Below are 17,232 nucleotides of genomic sequence, written 5' to 3'. Positions count from 1 at the left end.
GGTCAGCTCCCCGATCCGGGCCGGTACGGCTGGCCGTACGGGTCATTGGGGTCGTAGTACGGCTCCTGCTGCGGCTGCTCCGGCATCCAGACCTGCTGGTCGGTCTGCTGGGCCTGCGGCTGCTGCTCGTACCCCTGGTACTGCTGCTGGTCGTAGCCGGCGTACTGGTCGTAGCCGTACTGCGGCTGCTGCTCGTAGCCGTACGGGGCGGCGGGCTGCTGCTGGACGGCGTACTGGTCCCAGCTGTAGGGGTCGGCCTGCTGGTACGGGTCCTGGTACTGCTCGGCCGGGGGCTCGGGCGCCGGGTCCGGTTCGGTGACGGACTGCTGCGGGATGGCGGCGTAGACGCCGTTCTCCTGCTCGGTCCCTTCGGTCTCGCCCTCGCCGCGTTCGGCCAGGCGGCGGGCCCGGCGGCTGCCGGGGACGGGTGCCTGGGCCTGGGCGGCGGCGGCCAGCGCGGCGGCGGCCACCACCTCCTCGGGCAGGTCGTCGTCGTTGTGGTTGCGCCGGCCGGGCAGGGCGAGCACCAGGACGGTGGCGCCGAGCAGGAGCTGGACCCAGATCCAGCCGGTGTGCAGCAGGCCGGACTCGTGGGTGACGTCCAGTCGGCCGGCGGTGGCGGGGAGCTTGAAGCCCTGTGCCCAGCCGTCCAGGGTGACCGGCTCCAGGGCGGTGCCGTCCAGGGTGGCGGTCCACTGGGGGTCGGCCTGTTCGGCCAGTCGCAGGACCCGTCCGGCTGGGCCGGCCGGGAGCTCGCGGTAGATGTCGTGCACGCCGGACGGGAGCGGGGTGGCGGTGCCCTGGGCGTCGATGATCACGGCCCGGGTGGCGGGGGCGCCGGTGACCTGCCAGAGCGCGATGCCGTTCTCCTGGCTGAGCTTGGTCAGGCCGGGGGTGGTGTCCAGGACGTCCTTGACCTTGGGGGTCAGCGGGTCCTTGACCTCGACGTAGCCGATGCCCTGGCCGGCCAGCTCCTTGGCCTGTTCGCCGCCGGAGCCGGCCAGCAGCCGGCCGACCAGGCCGGTCAGCCGGCCCTGCGGGTCGTCGGCGGCGGCCACCGTGCCCTCGGCCTGACCGAGGGTCAGGCCCGCGCCGCGGACCAGCGCGTAGTGGACGGTGGCGGCCTGGGCGTCACCGCTGATCACCAGGGTGCGGGAGCGGTCGGTGGTGCCGGACTCCTCCGCGATGAAGGCGGGGACCTGGTCCGTCTCGGTCCGGCGGAGCGGACCCTGGGCGCCAGTGGCGGCCCACCAGACGGCGGTGCCCACCGGGGCGAGCACCGCGGTGGCGACCACCAGGGCGGCGACCGGCTGACGCCAGCCGAAGGCGATCCCGGCGACCCGGGTGTTGGCGCCGTCGGCGCCGATCGCGGCGGCGGCCAGCAGGGCGACACCGGTCAGCAGGGTGGCGGGCCCGGCCCAGGCGGCCACCGGGGCGCCGCCGGAGGCGGGGGTGACGGCGGTGCCGGCCACCACGACGGTGAACAGCAGACCGGCGAAGGCGGCACCCCAGGCGGCCAGCACGGCGCGTCGGCGGTCGGCCCGGAGCAGCGCGGCGAGCGCGGCGAGCACCACACCGGCGGAGAGCCAGACCGGCGGGACCCCGGCGCCGCCGGGGTTGACCAGGATCAGGCCAAGCGGCTCGGGAGCGGCGCCGTTGAGACCGGGCAGGCCCGCTTCGAGCAGCAGCCGGGACGGGTGCGCGAGCACGTGCAGCGACCAGGGGGCGAGCACCAGCACGGGGGCGCCGAGGATCACCAGGACGCGCAGACCGAGCAGGCGCAGCGCCTCGGCACCGGAGCCGTACGCCCCGCCGCGGAGCACCGCGTGGGTGAGCGCGGCCAGGCAGAGCGGGACGGCGATGGCCCAGGTGAGCGGGACGAAGGCGGTGCAGACCGTGAGCATCAGCACGGCCATCCAGCTGGACCGCCAGCCGGGGCGGGCGCCCTTGGCGGCGGTCTCGGCGCGGATGCCGAGCCCGGCGCTGATCGCGGCGGCCCGGGCCAGCGGCGGCAGCAGTACGGCGAGTACGGCGGTGCCGATCCGGCCCTGGGCGAGCGCACCGGTGGCGGCGGGCAGCAGCGCGTACCCGGCGCTGGCCCAGGCGCGGACCAGCTTGGACTCGATCAGCGGGCGGGAGACCAGGTACGCGCTGACCGCGGCGAGCGGGATGGCCAGCACCAGCAGCAGGCCGACCGCGAGGTCGGCGTTGCCGAAGGTCAGTCCGGACAGCACGGCGAGCACGGCCAGGTACGGCGGTGCGGTGGCGGTGGAGCCGCTGCCGACCGGGTGCCAGCCGTCGGCGTACATCGACCAGAGACCTGACGCCCCGTCGGAGGCGGGCAGCAGCGCGCCGCCGAGCAGGTTGCCGCTGCCGAGCAGGTCGCGGCAGGCGATCAGGGCGAAGATCAGCAGGGCGGTGAAGAGCAGCGGAGCGGGGCGCTTGGCGAGCTTCTTGAGCAGGGTGAACTGCTCGACCACCAGGTCGTCGGCGTCCTCGTCACCGGGGCCCGACTCGACCGAGCCGTGCCGGCCGGCGCCGGAGTCGTCGCCGCCGCCGATGCCGAGCGAGCCGATCAGGCCCTCGATGGCGAGCCTGGCGGTCGCGCCGGGGGCCGGGAAGAGGGTGCGGTCGTCCAGCGCGTCCCCGACCCTGGTCCTGGCCCGGCGTTTGCGGGCCAGCAGCAGGCGGGGCAGTCGGACCAGTTCGTGGCTGAGCCCGGCGAGTTCGTCGAAGGCCTGCTTGGGGTCCTTGCCGACCACGTTGACCAGCACCCGGAACAGCGTGCCGAGCACCAGCCGGAGCAGGACGTACGGGAACAGCAGGCCCTTGGAGTTGGCCAGCAGGGTGTAGACCGCGCCGGCCTTGTCGACCCGGTGCGGGTGGGCGGCGCCGCAGTCGATCGCGCGGCGCTCGCGGCTGGCCGCCTCGGCGTGCCGGAGCACCGCGTCGGGGGCGACCACCACCCGGTGGCCGGCCGCGTTGACCCGCCAGCAGAAGTCGGTGTCGTCGCGCATCAGCGGCAGCGCCTTGTCGAAGCCGCCGAGCTCCTCGAAGACGTCGCGCCGGACCAGCATGCCCGCGGTGGAGACGGCGAGCACCGGACGGACCTGGTCGTGCTGGCCCTGGTCCTGCTCGCGGCGGTCCAGGCCGGTCCAACGGCGGCCGGAGCGGGCGATGGTGACGCCCACTTCGAGCAGCTGCCGGCGGTCGTACCAGCTGCGCAGCTTGGGGCCGACCACCGCGGCGGTCGGGGTGGAGTCGGCGACCTGGAGCAGCCGGCGCAGGGCGTCGGTCTGCGGCTCGCAGTCGTCGTGCAGCAGCCAGAGCCACTCGACCGGCTGGGTCTCGCGCGGGCCGCCCCGGCCGAGGTCGTCCTCGGCGCCGAGCGGGTCGCCGAAGTCGTCCCAGCCACCGGTGACCGGGTCGTAGCCGGACGGGTCGAGGCTGTACGGGAGGTCCTCGGGGCGCAGCGGCGGGCTGTTGAAGACGGCCTGGCCGACGGCGTTGCCGAAGCCGGAGCGGCGGCCGAGGATCAGCGGCCCGCTCTCGGGCAGCCAGTCACCGAGGGTGTCCTGGAGCAGCTGCGGCGAGGTGTCGGTGGAGCCGGTGTCCACGGCGAGGATCCGCTGCACCTGCCGGTCCTGGCCGAGCAGCCCGGCGAGGGCCTGCGGGAGCCAGCGGGCGCCGTCGTGCGAGACGATCACGGCGGTGACCAGGTGGCGCGGGTACGCGGGCGGCCGGGTTGCGGAGAAGCCGCTCTGGTGGCTGTAGACGGTCATCGAGTGCGTGGGCCCCAAGCTTCTCAGTGGACGCGGCCGAGAACGGCGAAGTCAGGTGGCGCACCACACTAACGGCTCCAGGTGGCGGGCTCGCGCCCGGAGTGTGTGGAGACGGCTCGGGAGAATGCGAAAGCGCCCCACCGTCGTCGGTGAGGCGCTGCACAGAACTGGTGTGGGACCAGTGGATGACGGCCCGGTCAGACCGCGCTCTTCTTGAGCCGACGGCGCTCGCGCTCGGAGAGGCCACCCCAGATACCGAAACGCTCGTCGTTGTTCAGCGCGTACTCGAGGCACTCGGACCGGACCTCGCAGGCGAGGCAGACCTTCTTCGCCTCGCGGGTGGAGCCGCCCTTCTCCGGGAAGAAGGACTCCGGGTCGGTCTGAGCGCACAGCGCGCGCTCCTGCCAACCGAGTTCCTCTTCGTCCTCTTCGATGCCCTCACCGATCAACAGCTCAAAGAGCTCGCTCATCTGGCGCGCCTCCTCTGCCCCTTTTGGCGTCCCCGTGGTGTTGCCGTTGCCTGGAGCGGCGGAACGACACGAGTGAAATTACATGTGCGTCACTCTGGCCCAGTCAAGCCGAGCTCTGGTATTGGGCCGAGGATTCACTCCCCGGAACCAAGGCACTACGATAAGTGTACATATCCGGACATCCAGGATTTCCCGCCCTGATGGGCCTCAATCATCCGGAACCACCCACCGCCTGACAGGCAGTCAACCTGACACACCGTCGCCCCGACCACCCCCCGAACGGGGGGACGCCGGAACGGATCGCGCTGGTTGCCTGGTCACCGGCTGCCTTCCCGGCGATCTTCACATCGAAACATCAAGGGTGATTTATCACCCCATCCGGTAGTTCAGGAGTGATCTGCCCTGAATGTCCCAGAGTTGGCTTGACACTCGGACCCCTCGTGCGGTCTCCTTGCACGCATGTCAGAGTTCGCCATCACCCGGAGCCGCCGCCAGGCGCTGCTCGGTGCTGCCGCGAGCTCGCTCTGTTGTCGCCTCTGTTCCTGTATCTAGGCGCTCGCGTCCCACCGCGCGCCGCCCAGGAACATCGAGGCCGCCCGCGCGACAGTCCCCCCTGAATCCCGCGGTTCGGCTGAATCTCCCGCCGACCAGCCGCTCCGAGGATTCCTCCCATGCGAATGCCCCGCTTCCGCAAGCGCAACCGAGACCGTGCCAAGCACTCCGCCCTCGCCACCGTGGCCGTACCGGCCCCCCGGTGGACCGACGGGCTGAGCGACGTCTCCATCGCCGGCGACCCGCTGGCCTTCCCGCACCTGGCCCGCACCGACCTGCCGCAGCACCCCAGCACCGTGGCCGGCTACGCCCAGCTGGTCCGCGAGATCGCGGCCGACCGCTCCCGCTGGGAGCCGCTGGTCCGCTACGACGCGCTCACCCGCTGGTACGCCCGGCTGGAGACCGGCCCCGGCTACGAGGTCTGGCTGCTCAGCTGGCTGCCCGGCCAGAGCAGCGGGTTCCACGACCACGGCCAGTCCTCCGGTGTGATGACGGTGCTTCAGGGCGAGCTGGTCGAGCGCTCCCTCACGCACGCCGGTGAGGGCACCCGCCCGCTCCGCCCGGGCGGCCAGCGGGTGTTCTCGGCCGGGTACCTGCACGAGGTGGTCAACGCCTCGCTGGAACCCGCCGTCTCGATCCACCTGTACTCCCCCGGCCTGGTCGAGATGAACCAGTACGGCGGCGCGGTCGCCCCCGAGGCCCGCGTCGAGACGCACTGACCCTCGCCCTACGACCGGGCCCCGGCCCGGAGCCACCGGCCCGCCTGGCAGGATGAGCGCATGCGCATCGTGGCACTGGCAGGCGGGATCGGTGGAGCGCGTTTCCTGCGCGGACTCCGTGAGCTGACCGGCCCTCAGGACGAGATCACCGTCATCGGCAACACCGGCGACGACATCCACCTCTTCGGTCTCAAGGTCTGCCCCGACCTGGACACCGTGATGTACACCCTCGGCGGTGGCATCCACGAGGAACAGGGCTGGGGCCGGGCCGACGAGACCTGGTCGGTCAAGGAGGAGCTGAAGGCGTACGGCGTCGGGCCCGAGTGGTTCGGCCTCGGCGACCGGGACTTCGCCACCCACATCGTGCGGACCCAGATGCTCGGCGCGGGCTACCCGCTGAGCGCCGTCACCGAGGCGCTCTGCGACCGCTGGCAGCCCGGGGTGCGGCTGCTGCCGATGACCGACGACCGGGTCGAGACGCACGTCAAGATCACCGATGAGTCCGGGCCCCGGGTGGTGCACTTCCAGGAGTACTGGGTCAAGCTGCACGCCGCCGTGGCCGCCGAGGCGATCGTCCCGGTCGGCGCCGAGACCGCCAAGCCCGCCCCCGGCGTGCTGGAGGCGATCGCCGCGGCGGACGTGATCCTGCTCCCGCCGTCCAACCCGGTGGTCTCCATCGGCACCATCCTGGCCGTCCCCGGCATCCGACAGGCCGTCAGCGACGCCGCCGCCCCCGTGGTCGGGCTCTCCCCGATCATCGGCGGGGCGCCGGTGCGCGGCATGGCCGACAAGGTGCTGGCGGCGGTCGGCGTCGAGGCCACCGCCGAGGCGGTGGCGCTGCACTACGGCTCCGGACTGCTCGACGGGTGGCTGGTGGACACCGCCGACGCCGAGGCCGTGGCCGCGGTCGAGGCCGCCGGGATCAGCTGCCGGGCGATCCCGCTGCTGATGACCGACGTCCCGGCCACCGCCGAGATGGCCCGCGCCGCGCTGGAGCTGGCCGAGCAGGTCCGGTCGTGATCTCGGTCCTGCCGGTGGCGGGACTGCCGGAGATCACCGCCGACGCCGACCTGGCCGAACTGATCGCCAAGGCCGGGACGTTCGAGGACGGTGACATCCTGCTGGTCACCTCGAAGATCGTCAGCAAGGCCGAGGGCCGGCTGCTGCGGGCCGCCGACCGGGAGGCGGCGATCGACGCCGAGACCGTCCGGGTGGTCGCCCGGCGCGGCCCGGCCCGGATCGTCGAGAACCGGAACGGGCTGGTGATGGCGGCGGCGGGCGTGGACGCCTCCAACACCGCCCCCGGCACCGTCCTGCTGCTGCCGCTCGACCCCGACGCCTCGGCGCGCGCCCTGCGGGCCGGGCTCCAGCAGCTGACCGGCCGTCGGCTGGCCGTGCTGGTCACCGACACCTTCGGCCGCCCCTGGCGCAACGGCCTGACCGACGTGGCGATCGGCGCCGCCGGGCTGGCCGTCCTCGACGACCACCGGGGCCGTCAGGACAGCCACGGCAACGAGCTGGCCCTCACGGTCACCGCCACCGCCGACGAACTGGCCGCCGCCGGTGACCTGGTGAAGGGCAAGACCAGCGGCGTACCGGTCGCCGTGGTCCGCGGCCTGGGTGAGCTGGTGACGGCCGAGGACGGCGAGGGGATCCGCCCGTTGATCCGGCCGGCCGCGGACGACATGTTCCGGCTCGGCACCTCCGAGGCGCTCCGTCAGGCCGTCACGCTGCGGCGCACCATCCGCTCCTTCACCCCCGAGCCGGTCGACCCGGCCGCCGTCCGCCGCGCGGTCGCCGCCGCCGTCACCGCCCCGGCCCCGCACCACACCACGCCCTGGCGGTTCGTGCTGCTGGAGACCCCCGAGGTACGGACCCGGCTGCTCGACGCGATGCTCGCCGCCTGGCAGCGCGACCTGCGCGAGCTGGACGGCTGGGACGACGCCAAGGTGGCCCGCCGCACCGCCCGGGGCGACGTCCTGCGGGACGCCCCGTACCTGGTGGTCCCCTGCCTGGTGATGGACGGCTCGCACGACTACCCGGACGCCCGCCGGGCCGCCGCCGAACGGGAGATGTTCACCGTCGCGATCGGCGCCGCCGTGCAGAACCTGCTGGTCACGCTGACCGGGGAGGGCTACGGCTCCGCGTGGGTCTCCTCCACGATGTTCTGCCGGGACACCGTGCGCGACGTGCTCGACCTGCCGGAGGGCTGGGACCCGATGGGGGCCATCGCGGTGGGGCGGCCGGCGGAGGGACCGAAGGAACGTCAGGCCCGCTCGGCCGAAGCATTCGTGACGGTACGTTGACCGGCAGACGCGCCGTCCGGTCAGGTCCGAGCGGCGCGGGTCGGGAACTACGGTACGGCCGGATCAGGGTTCGACGCGGAAGCCGTGCCTGCGGCCGAGCCAGGACAGCGACTCGATGCCCGGCTTGCCGTTGGCGTCGTCCGGGCCGCTGTATCCGAGGTTGAGCTGGAGCTGCCGGTACGCGTCGATGGTCACCGTCCCGTAGGAGCCGTCCACGTACGGATGGTCCAGCAGCCCCTCGGACTCCAGCGCCTTCTCCAGGCGGAGCACCTGCGGCCAGGAGTAGGAGCGGTGGCCCTGCTCGGCGGGCGGGTCCCAGGACGCCGCGTGGTTGACCTGGCCGACGTACAGCACGTCGGGCAGCGGCTCCTCGGCACTGCCCCCTTGGCCGTCCTGGGGCTGGTAGGCGGGGTCCGCACTGCGAATGCCCTCCGCGAACCTGGGATATCCGTACCCGTAGACGTAGTCGTCCCTGCGCTGACGGGTGACCAGGGAGACCTGGTCGTTCCAGTTGCCCTCCACGGAGGTGACGGTGGTCTCGGTGTAGCTCACGACGATGCCGGTGTGTTCACCGCCGCCCGGGCCGAAGACCACCTGTGCCCCCAGGCCCGGGTACTCCGAGAAGCGACCCTCGCTCTTCCATGCCTCGGTGGACCTGGCGCAGTTGTCGAACTTCCCGGGGAGCAGGCCCACCAAGCCGACCCGGTTGAAGATGCACCAGACGAAGATGTCGCACCAGGCGACACCGTCCTCGCCGAATTCCTTGCCGAACTCCGTCCGATTGTCGTCGGTCTCCTGGAGGCCGATGTACGATTTCGCTTTGTTGATGACGAGATCTCGCTCGTACATGCCCGATGCTCCTGTTGTCGGCTGGAGGTGGGCCTTGTAGGCGCCATTCGTGAAGGTGCTCCACTGCTGCCACCCGCCACCGCTCTTGAAGATGGCGTAGGCAGCGTCAGCGTTCTTCCTCGGGTCGTGCAAGGCGGACTCCACCCGGAGGGTGTCGGGATATCCGTAGGCCTGGGGCTTCCGCAGTGAGCGGATCTGCCAGAGCCCGACGGAAGGCCCCCACTTGTCGTCCACCAGAGCAGTGTCACCGAGGATGTCCGGGTTTCCCCCGGACTCCGCCATGGCCACGGCGGCGGCGATCCCGACATCCTGACCGGAGAAGCCGGCCTGTTCCGCCAGGGATCTCAGCTCATTGACATTCATGGCAACCCCTTACCCGCCCGGCGGTTCCCTGGCGAAACCCGGGCAGCGACGAGAGCGGTACGCAAAAAAGGCGTGCGGCATTTCAGATCGCATGACAGTAGGGACTGGCCGCACCTGAGGGCACGCCTGGATTTGCGGCTATACATTAACCCTGCGCTCGGGGCCAGGTGAATGGCAACCCCCTGGCAGCTCTTGAATGGTCAAGCGAATTCGCCCCCAATTGGCCGCGGCCCGGCCGGGTCAGCGCCGGCGGTGATCCTCGGGGGTGAGGCGGGGACCGTAGCGGGGAGCTCGGGCGCCGGACAGGGCGAGCAGGCGGCAGACGCGGTGGCGGTGGCCCGCGTACGGGGCGAGCAGGGCGAGCATCTGGTCGTCGTCGCTGCGGGGGCGGCCGGCGAGGGCCCAGCCGACCAGGTTGGGGAGGTGGTAGTCGCCGACCGAGACGGCGTCCGGGTCGCCGTTGCTGCGCTGCAGCGTCTCCGCGGCGGTCCAGTGGCCGATGCCGGGCACGGTGGTCAGGCGGGCGAAGGCCTCGTCGTGCGGGAGGGCCGAGGCCTCCTCCAGCCGGGGGGCCAGCCGGGCGGCACGGACCACGGTGGCGGACCGCCGGGGGTCGACGCCCGCGCGGTGCCACTCCCAGCTCGGGATCAGCACCCACTCCCGGGCGGACGGCGCCACCCACAGGCCGGGGGCCGGGCCGGGCGCCGGGGTGCCGAAGTCGCGCAGCAGGGTGCGCCAGGCGCGGTAGGCCTCGTCGGTGGTGACCTTCTGTTCCAGGATCGAGGGGACCAGCGACTCCAGCACCAGCCCGGTCCTGACCAGCCGGACACCCGCGTGGGTGCGCTGTGCCTCGCGCAGCGGTCCCGGCGGCAGCACCAGTCCTGACGGGTCGTCACCCTCGCCCAGCAGCGTCGGCAGCCGCTCCAGCAGCCAATCCGCGCCGGGGCCCCAGGCCCGCCCCTCGACCTCCCCGGCCCGGACGGTCAGCCGGAGCGTACCGATCCCGCCCGGCGTCCGGGAGGCGCGCCAGATCCCGCCCTCCGGATCCGTCCGGTACGCCGGGTCGGCGGGCCCGCGCCGCAGCGGCAGCAAGGTCCGCCCGAGGTCCAGCGGGAACCCCGGCCGCCAGCGTCGCACCGCGCCCGGCATCTCGCACCACCTCTCCGGGGTGCACCCTACGCCGATCAGACCCTCCGTCGGTTGGGGGGCGGATGAAGGAGCGGCGTTGGGGTGCGTGCCTCGGCGGCGCCGAGGAAGGAGTCCATGCGGAGCATCGGCGACTGACGAGAAGCCGGCGAGGTGCGTGCCCCGGCGACGCGACGCCGCCCCCCCCAACCGACGGAGGGTCTCAGTAGGTGTAGATGCGGCCCTGGGGATTCACGGTCATGCAGGACTTGTCGTCGTCGGCGGTGACCGCCTCGGCGGACTTGGGCAGTTGGGTCGGAGCGGCCGTGACCGGGAAGGTGGCGCCGGTCGGCCAGTCCGCGCCGAGCACCAGGGTCAGGGTCCGGCCGGTGCCGGTCTCCTTGAGGGCGGTGGCCGGCAGGCCGAGGGCGGCGGCGACCGCGTGGGCCTGGGCGGACCGGGTCGCGGGGTAGCTGAGCTGGGTGGCCGGCCGGGTGCCGCCGCCGGCGATCGCGGTGGCGCCGGTGAAGCCGAGGTGGCCGAGGGCGGTGCTGATCTCCTTGGCCCGGCCCTCGGTACCGGAGGCGTTCTGCACGGTGAGCTCGATCTCGCCCTTGGCCACCGGGACGCTCGGCGTGGGGTCGGGCGTGGGGGTGGGGGCCGGGCTCTGCGGGGCCGGGCTCTGCGGGGCCGCGCTGGGCGCCGGGCCCTTGTCGTCGAAGGGACGGTCGGCCAGCAGCAGCTTCCATATCTGGTCGGTGTCCGGCTGCCTGAGCTCCAGCCGGTCCGGATCGCTCTTGGCACTGTCCACCGGGACGGTGAGGGTGGTGATCCGCTCGGTCGGCACCTCGCGCAGTTCGGTGCCGAGCTCGTACAGCTTGCGGATGTCGGCCAGCGGCTTGTCCACACTGAGCGACTTGGTGGCGGCCTCGGCCAGCGACATCAGCCGGCCGGGGTCGGTGAGCGAGCCCTTGGCCTTCAACTCCCGCACCATCGCCGAGAGGTACATGTGCTGGGCCTTGGTGCGGCCGATGTCGTCGCCCCAGGCGTCGCGGACCCGCAGCCACTTGAGCGCGTCCGCGCCCTCGAGGTAGTGCGTACCCTTCGAGAGCTTGAGGTCGGTGCCGCCGATGCCCTTCTGGTACCGGTCCCAGAGGTTCATGTTGACGCACACCGGCACCCCGCCGACCGCGGTGGCCATGCTGGCCACGCCCGCGAAGTCGACCATCATGTAGTGGTCGATGTGCACCTGGGTGAGGGCCTGCCAGGTGCCGACCAGGCAGCCGGGGCCGCCCCGGGCCAGCGCCTCGTTGATCATCGTCTTCCTGAGCGCCGGGTAGTTGGTCTTGCCGTCCTCGCTGTGGCAGGCCGGGATGTCCACCAGGGTGTCGCGCGGGATGCTGATCAGCGAGGCGTTGCTGCGGTCGGCCGAGACGTGCAGCAGCATCTGGACGTCCGCCAGCCCGGGCCGGTTGGCGTCGTCGGCTCCGCCGCCGAGGTCGACGTTGGCGGCCGAGCCGCGGTTGTCGGTGCCGATCAGCAGGATGTTCAGCGGGGTCTGGCCGGCGGCGTTCGGCGCGGTCTTGGCGCCGGTCACGTCGCTGAGGTTGAGCTCGCCGGCCTGGAAGTTGCCGTTCAGGTGCTGGTAGTACCAGTAGCCGGCGCCGCAGCCGGCGACCAGGACGAAGCCGAGCGCCAGCGCGGTGATCCGCAGCCAGCGGCGGCGTCCGGAGCGCACTTTCCTGGCGGCCCGGCGGTCGGCTGCCCGGCCACCCGTCGGGCGGGTCTGGACGTCGGTCATCGGTAGGCCCCCCTGCTCAAGTGGTCGACCCCCGTAGGCCACCTGTTCGGAACCTACCCGAGATCACAGCACGGGCCCGAATCCTGTTACGTAATCAGAACGCTTGAGCGAGCATGGCCTGACGGTCCGTCGAACGCCCGGTTACTTGGCGCACACGTTGACGTCGTCGGCCTGTACGCGTTGGAGGTCCTTGGGGGCCTCGGTGGGCACCGGGGCGGCTGGCTTGCCCAGGGTGGTGAAGTCCTTGCCGAGCACCACCTGCAGCGAGTCCTTCGGCCCGAGCGTGCTGCTCTCCTTGGCCACCTCGGCGGGCAGCCCGAGCGCCGCCGCCAGTGCGACGGCCTGGTCGGACTTGCCGCGCGGGTAGCTGATCGAGCTGGTGGCGACGGCGGTGGCGTCCTTGCCCGGGGTCGCGCCGGTGAAGCCCTTGCCCTCCAGGGCGGTGACGGCCTTGCCCGCCTGGCCACCGGCCCCGGTGCCGTTCCGCACCGTCACCTTGACCGCGGCCGCGTCCACCTGCGGTGCGGCCGGCGTGGGCGTCGGGGCCACCGTGGGCGTCGCCGCCGGCGTCTCGGCGGGGGCGCCCTCGACCTGGGTGAGCGAGCGGTCGGCGGCGACCATCGCGAACAGCTGGGTGGCGTCCTTGTCGTTCAGGACCAGCCGGTTCTCGTCCTTGGGGTCGTCCAGCACCGGCACCGTGGTGAAGGTGATGTTCTGGGTGTTCACCTTGGAGAGGTCGAGCGCCAGGTCCTTGAGCTTGTCCACGCTCTTGATCGCGGAGTCCACGGTGAGCGCCTTGGTGGCGGCGTCCGCGAGGTTCCACAGCTTGGTCGGGCTGGTCAGGGTGTCGCTGCTCTTGATCTTGCGGATCATCGAGCTGATGAACTGCTGCTGGAGCGGGATCCGGGTCAGGTCCCCGCCGAGGCCCACGGCGTGCCGGGTGCGGACGAAGGCGAGTGCCTCCTCGCCCTGCACCACGTGCTTGCCCTTGGACATCTTCAGGTGCGAGTCCTTGTCGTTGATGTCCTTGGCCGCGCAGACCTCCACCCCGCCGACGGCGGTCGAGAGGGTCTTGACCGCGTTGAAGTCCACCATCACGAAGTGGTCGACGTGAATGCCCGTCATCTTCTCGACGGTCTTCCAGGTGCAGCCCGGATCGCGGCCGTCCTGACCCAGGCTGGTGTTGAACATGCCCCGGGCCGAGCCCGGGATCTTCTTGCCGGCCGCGTTCTCGCACTCCGGGATCGGCACCATCAGGTCGCGCGGGATGCTCAGCACGGTCGCGTTGGTGCGGTCCTTGGAGATGTGGAACAGCAGGGTGGTGTCGGCGTGGCCCTCGCTGCCCTCGTCGCCGTAGTCGCGCCCCAGGCCCTTTCGACTGTCGGTGCCGATCACCAGGATGTTCAGCGCCCCGGTGGCCGCCTTCGGCCGCTCGGCCTCGGAGCCGACCTTGACCTCGACCGAGGAGAGGTTCCCGTTGAAGTGCTGGTACGCGTAGTACGCGCCGCCGCAGCCGGCCACCAGCACCAGCGCGGCCACCCCGGCGGTCCACTTGAGGGCCCGTCGCCTGCCGCGCGGCTTTCCGTTCGGCTTCGCCGTCTTACCGCCGTGCGCCCTTCCGCCGTGTGCCTGCCCGCCGTGCGCCTGCCGGCGCCGGTCGGCCCGGCCACCGGCCGGCGGCTCGGCCACCCGCCGGGGGTGCTCGGCCGCCCGGGGGCGGGGCACCTGCGCGGGCACCGCGTCCAGGTCCAGCCGGAACTCGCCCGTGGCCGGGTCGAGCACCCACTGATCGGCCGGATCGACCTCGGGCGGGTTCTGATCCGCGAGGTCCGCCCTGTGCCGGTGTCCGCTGTTCATCCCGGACACCCTAGACGAGCTTCCGCCATGATCCGGCCGGAGTGTGACCGGCGTCATGGCGGACAACCGCCTTAAAAACGGGCAAAGTTCGCGACCCGCGCGCACTGAACCTACACATTTCGGCCGCCGGGCCTCAGTGCATCGCGCAGGAGTCCTGGTCGGCGGTCCGGCCCTCCAGGGTGGGGCTGGTGGTGGGCAGCGGGGCGGCGGAGGCTGACGAGGCGTCGGGGGTGGGTGTCTCCACGGTGGCGTCCTCCGCCGCGGCGGCGCTCGGCCAGGGCGTGTACGCCGGAGCGAACGGCCCGGCGTAGGTGGAGGCCCAGGCGGACGGTGACGGTGACGGCGTCCGCGAGGGTGACGGCGAGGGTGACGGCGTGACCTGGTACGGCTGGACGGCGACCGGCAGGTCCGCCCGGAGCGCGGCGAACAGCTGGTCGGTCTGCGGCTGGACCAGCTGGTCGCGGTCCCAGTTGCCGGGGTACGGGCGGCGCGGGGTGGTCAGGAAGACCACGTTCTCGGTGGGCATCGAGCGCAGGTCCTGGGCCAGGTCGTAGAGCTCGCCGACCCGGCTCAGCCCCTCGTCGGCGGTGATCGCGGAGGTCGCGGCGTCCAGCAGCGGCCACAGTCTGGTCGGGTTGAGCAGCACCCCCTGCGACTGCACCTTGCGGATCAGCGAGGCGAGGAACTGCTGCTGACGCCCCATCCGCTGGGTGTCGCTGCCGTCGCCCAGGGTCTCCCGGACCCGGACGAAGCCGAGCGCCTGCTCGCCGCCGAGGGTCTGCCGCCCGGCGGGCAGGTCGAGTTGGGCGTCCTTGTCGTGGATCGCCCGGGGCACGCAGACCTCCACCCCGCCGACCGCGTCCACCATCTGCTTGAAGCCGGTGAAGTCCAGGATCAGGTGGTGGTCCACCCGGATGCCGCTGAGCCGCTCCACGGTGCGGATGGTGCAGGCCGGGCCGCCCGCCTCGAAGGCCCAGTTGAACTGCATGAAGCGGGCCTGGGTCCGCGTCCCGTCCGGGAGTTCGCAGGCCGGCACCCGGACCATCGCGTCCCGCGGGATGCTCACCGCCGTCGCGTGCCGCCGGTCCGCCGAGAGGTGCAGCAGGATCGTGGTGTCGGAGCGGCGGCCGCCCGCGTAGCCGTACGCGGCGTTGGCGCCGCTGCGGTCGTCGCTGCCGATCAGCAGGATGTTCTCGGCCTGCAGCGGGCCGCGGTCCGGCCGCTCGGAGGCGTCGTGCTCCAGCAGCCGTCCGGTGGTGGCGTCGGTCCCGATGTTGCCGTCCAGCTTGCGGTAGGCGAGCCAGGCCAGCGTTCCCCCGGCCAGCAGGAAGAAGGCCAGCACGGCGGCGGTGATCAGCAGGAACCGGCGACGCCCCCCGCCTCGGGAGGTCGGGGGGCGTGCGCTGTCGTCATCGTCCTCGGCCATGACGGGGATGCCTACCCCGATGGCCGCCCGGCCGGGGTCAGCCCAGGCGCAGAGTCACCCGTTCGGATTCGATCCGCTTCGTCCACTGCTCCTCCGTCAGCTCACCGGAGTTCCGGCAGAGCACCACCGAGGCACCGGCGGCCAGCGGGGCGAGCAGCCCGGCCTCCAGGCCGGTCCAGTCGTCGTAGCCGAAGGTGCTGAGCACCCGACTGCCGGGCTCCAGGCCGAGCCGGAGCGCGCCCTCCCGGGCCAGCGCCACGGTCTGTTCCCCCGTCAGCTTCAGCGGCAGGCCGTCCACCAGCGTCTCCAGCGCGGGGGCCAGCGGGTCCACCGGCGAGTACGGGGCGAACCGGTCGCCCTGGCCCGGTACTTCGGCGGCGTAGTCCAGGAAGCCGTCGGGGCGTTCGGGGAACCGGCCGCCGAGCGGACGGAGCGCCAGCGCCACCCGCTCGCCGGAACAGTCCTTGGCGGTGTCCAGACCGTCCGGCCCGCTGATCACCAGGTCGGCGTCGGCCGGGTCCCCGCCCGGCACCGCCGTCACCCCGACCGACCAGCAGGCGAGCAGCCAGACGGCGCTCTGCCAGTGGGCCGGGAGGAGCAGCGCGGCGCGGGTCTCGGGGCCCGCGTTCAGCTCGTCCTGGAGCAGGTTGGCGGTCTTGGCCACCCAGTTGTCGAAGGTCTTGGCGGAGAGTTCCACCCGCTCGCCGGTCGCGTCGTCGTAGAACGTGACCAGGGGGCGGGACGGATCGGCGTCGGGGGCTCCCGCGCGCAGGTATGCGTGCAGCAGCTCGGCGGGAGTGCGGGCGTCGGCAGCGAAGGGCGCAGTCATGGTGCAGTCCAGCCTACGACCTCGGACGGCGCCCCGGGAGGGGAGGTCAACCGGACGAACTGGCGTGGCGTCAGGTCCGTTATGGGCGCAATATCCGTTCTATGCGCCTCTCCTTGCTCGCCGCCGTCGGCTCCCTGCTCCTGCTCCCGCAACCCGCTTACGCCCAGTCCTCCGGCGGCGTCAGCACCTTCCCGCTGACGGCGAGTCAGCGTGGGCTGGCCGAGCGGGACACCGCCGCGTTCTCCCTGGTCGGGGTGAGCTGGGACGACCCCGGGACGGTGCTCGACGGCTCCGTCCAGGTGAAGGTCCGCTCGGTCGCCGGAGTGTGGAGCGACTGGCGCCCGCTCGACGTCGAGGCGGACGACCGGCCCGACCCCGAGGGCACCGAACGGGCCGGCCGGGGTGCCACCGCGCCGCTCTGGGTCGGACCCAGCGACGGGGTCGCGGTCCGGGTCACCGGCAGCCTGCCGCGCGGGCTGCGGGCCGAACTGGTCGACCCGGGCCGCAGCTCCGCCCGGGCACTCCCGGCGGTGGACCACGAGGGGCCGCGCCCGGGCATCGTCACCCGCGCGGGCTGGGGTGCCGACGAGAGCCTGCGGGAGCCCGGCTTCGGCTACACCGGGCCGGTCCGGGCGGTGTTCGTGCACCACACCGACACCGCCAACGACTACGCCTGCTCGGACGCGCCCAAGGTGATCCGGGCGATCTACCAGTACCACGTGAAGAGCAGCGGCTGGCGGGACATCGGCTACAACTTCCTGGTCGACCGCTGCGGCACCATCTACGAGGGCCGGGCCGGCGGGGTGGCCCAACCCGTGCTGGGCGCCCACACACTCGGCTTCAACACCGACACCGCCGGGGTCGCCGCGCTCGGCCGCTACAGCTCCGAGACCGCCCCGCAGGCCCAGGTCGACGGGATCGCCAAGGTCGCGGCCTGGAAGCTCGGCCTCACCGGCTTGGACGCCAACGGCTCGGTCACCCTGACCTCGGCCTCGGACGGGAGCAAGTTCAAGAAGGGCACCAACGCCACCTTCCGCGCCGTCTCCGGCCACCGCGACGCCTTCAACACCGAGTGCCCGGGCAACACCCTCTACCAGCGCCTCCCGGCCATCCGCACCTGGTCGGCCCACCTGCAGGGGCGCTAGGCCGCCAG

At 72.6% G+C, this 17,232-nt stretch carries 12 protein-coding genes; 4 read left to right on the top strand and 8 right to left on the bottom strand.

Annotated elements, in window-relative coordinates:
- Positions 1-2: 2 nt before the first annotated feature.
- The gene (locus F4556_RS22500) at positions 3-3,800 is read right to left on the bottom strand and encodes a glycosyltransferase family 2 protein (RefSeq protein WP_246511066.1); all 3,798 of its coding nucleotides are present in this window, start codon (positions 3,798-3,800) and stop codon (positions 3-5) included.
- Between the two features lie 179 nt (positions 3,801-3,979).
- Complete coding sequence (locus tag F4556_RS22495; RefSeq protein WP_184918935.1) at positions 3,980-4,252, bottom strand: WhiB family transcriptional regulator; 273 nt, start codon at positions 4,250-4,252, stop codon at positions 3,980-3,982.
- Positions 4,253-4,929: 677 nt separating this feature from the next.
- Between F4556_RS22495 and F4556_RS22490 the strand changes: the two genes are divergently transcribed.
- From F4556_RS22490 to F4556_RS22480, 3 genes are read left to right on the top strand one after another with little or no spacing between them, the layout of a single operon-like run.
- Entirely contained in the window at positions 4,930-5,523 is a 594-nt protein-coding gene (locus F4556_RS22490; protein WP_184924975.1) for a cysteine dioxygenase, read from the top strand.
- Between the two features lie 60 nt (positions 5,524-5,583).
- Positions 5,584-6,543 carry a 2-phospho-L-lactate transferase gene (gene cofD, locus F4556_RS22485; protein WP_184918932.1) on the top strand — a complete coding sequence of 320 codons (960 nt, stop codon included), beginning with the start codon at positions 5,584-5,586 and terminating at the stop codon, positions 6,541-6,543.
- Complete coding sequence (locus F4556_RS22480) at positions 6,540-7,829, top strand: coenzyme F420-0:L-glutamate ligase (protein WP_184918930.1); 1,290 nt, start codon at positions 6,540-6,542, stop codon at positions 7,827-7,829. Before cofD ends, F4556_RS22480 begins: the two co-directional genes overlap by 4 nt.
- Positions 7,830-7,892: 63 nt before the next feature.
- On the opposite strand, the gene F4556_RS22475 is transcribed toward F4556_RS22480, so the two are convergent.
- From F4556_RS22475 to F4556_RS22450, 6 genes are all read right to left on the bottom strand, one after another.
- Entirely contained in the window at positions 7,893-9,041 is a 1,149-nt protein-coding gene (locus tag F4556_RS22475) for a transglycosylase SLT domain-containing protein (protein ID WP_184918928.1), read from the bottom strand.
- Between the two features lie 240 nt (positions 9,042-9,281).
- Positions 9,282-10,190 carry a DNA-3-methyladenine glycosylase family protein gene (locus F4556_RS22470; protein ID WP_184918925.1) on the bottom strand — a complete coding sequence of 303 codons (909 nt, stop codon included), beginning with the start codon at positions 10,188-10,190 and terminating at the stop codon, positions 9,282-9,284.
- 199 nt (positions 10,191-10,389) lie between these two features.
- Positions 10,390-11,967 (bottom strand): LCP family protein, encoded by a 1,578-nt coding sequence (locus tag F4556_RS22465; protein WP_184918923.1) that lies wholly within the window; start codon positions 11,965-11,967, stop codon positions 10,390-10,392.
- 141 nt (positions 11,968-12,108) lie between these two features.
- The gene (locus tag F4556_RS22460) at positions 12,109-13,824 is read right to left on the bottom strand and encodes an LCP family protein (RefSeq protein WP_184918921.1); all 1,716 of its coding nucleotides are present in this window, start codon (positions 13,822-13,824) and stop codon (positions 12,109-12,111) included.
- A 133-nt stretch (positions 13,825-13,957) separates the two neighbouring features.
- A complete protein-coding gene (locus tag F4556_RS22455) occupies positions 13,958-15,250 on the bottom strand; it encodes an LCP family protein (RefSeq protein ID WP_184918919.1) in 1,293 nt (430 codons plus the stop codon).
- 37 nt (positions 15,251-15,287) lie between these two features.
- The gene (locus F4556_RS22450) at positions 15,288-16,079 is read right to left on the bottom strand and encodes a TIGR03089 family protein (RefSeq protein WP_184918917.1); all 792 of its coding nucleotides are present in this window, start codon (positions 16,077-16,079) and stop codon (positions 15,288-15,290) included.
- A gap of 101 nt (positions 16,080-16,180) precedes the next feature.
- On the opposite strand from F4556_RS22450, the gene F4556_RS22445 reads away from it, so the two are divergent.
- On the top strand, positions 16,181-17,224 hold the full coding sequence (locus tag F4556_RS22445) for a peptidoglycan recognition protein family protein (protein ID WP_184918915.1): 1,044 nt from the start codon (positions 16,181-16,183) through the stop codon (positions 17,222-17,224).
- Positions 17,225-17,232 lie beyond the last annotated feature (8 nt).

The sequence above is a fragment of the Kitasatospora gansuensis genome, assembly GCF_014203705.1.
Lineage (GTDB): Bacteria > Actinomycetota > Actinomycetes > Streptomycetales > Streptomycetaceae > Kitasatospora > Kitasatospora gansuensis.
The sequence above is the reverse complement of the archived record's forward strand: the minus strand, read 5'-3'. Positions and strand labels throughout refer to the sequence as shown.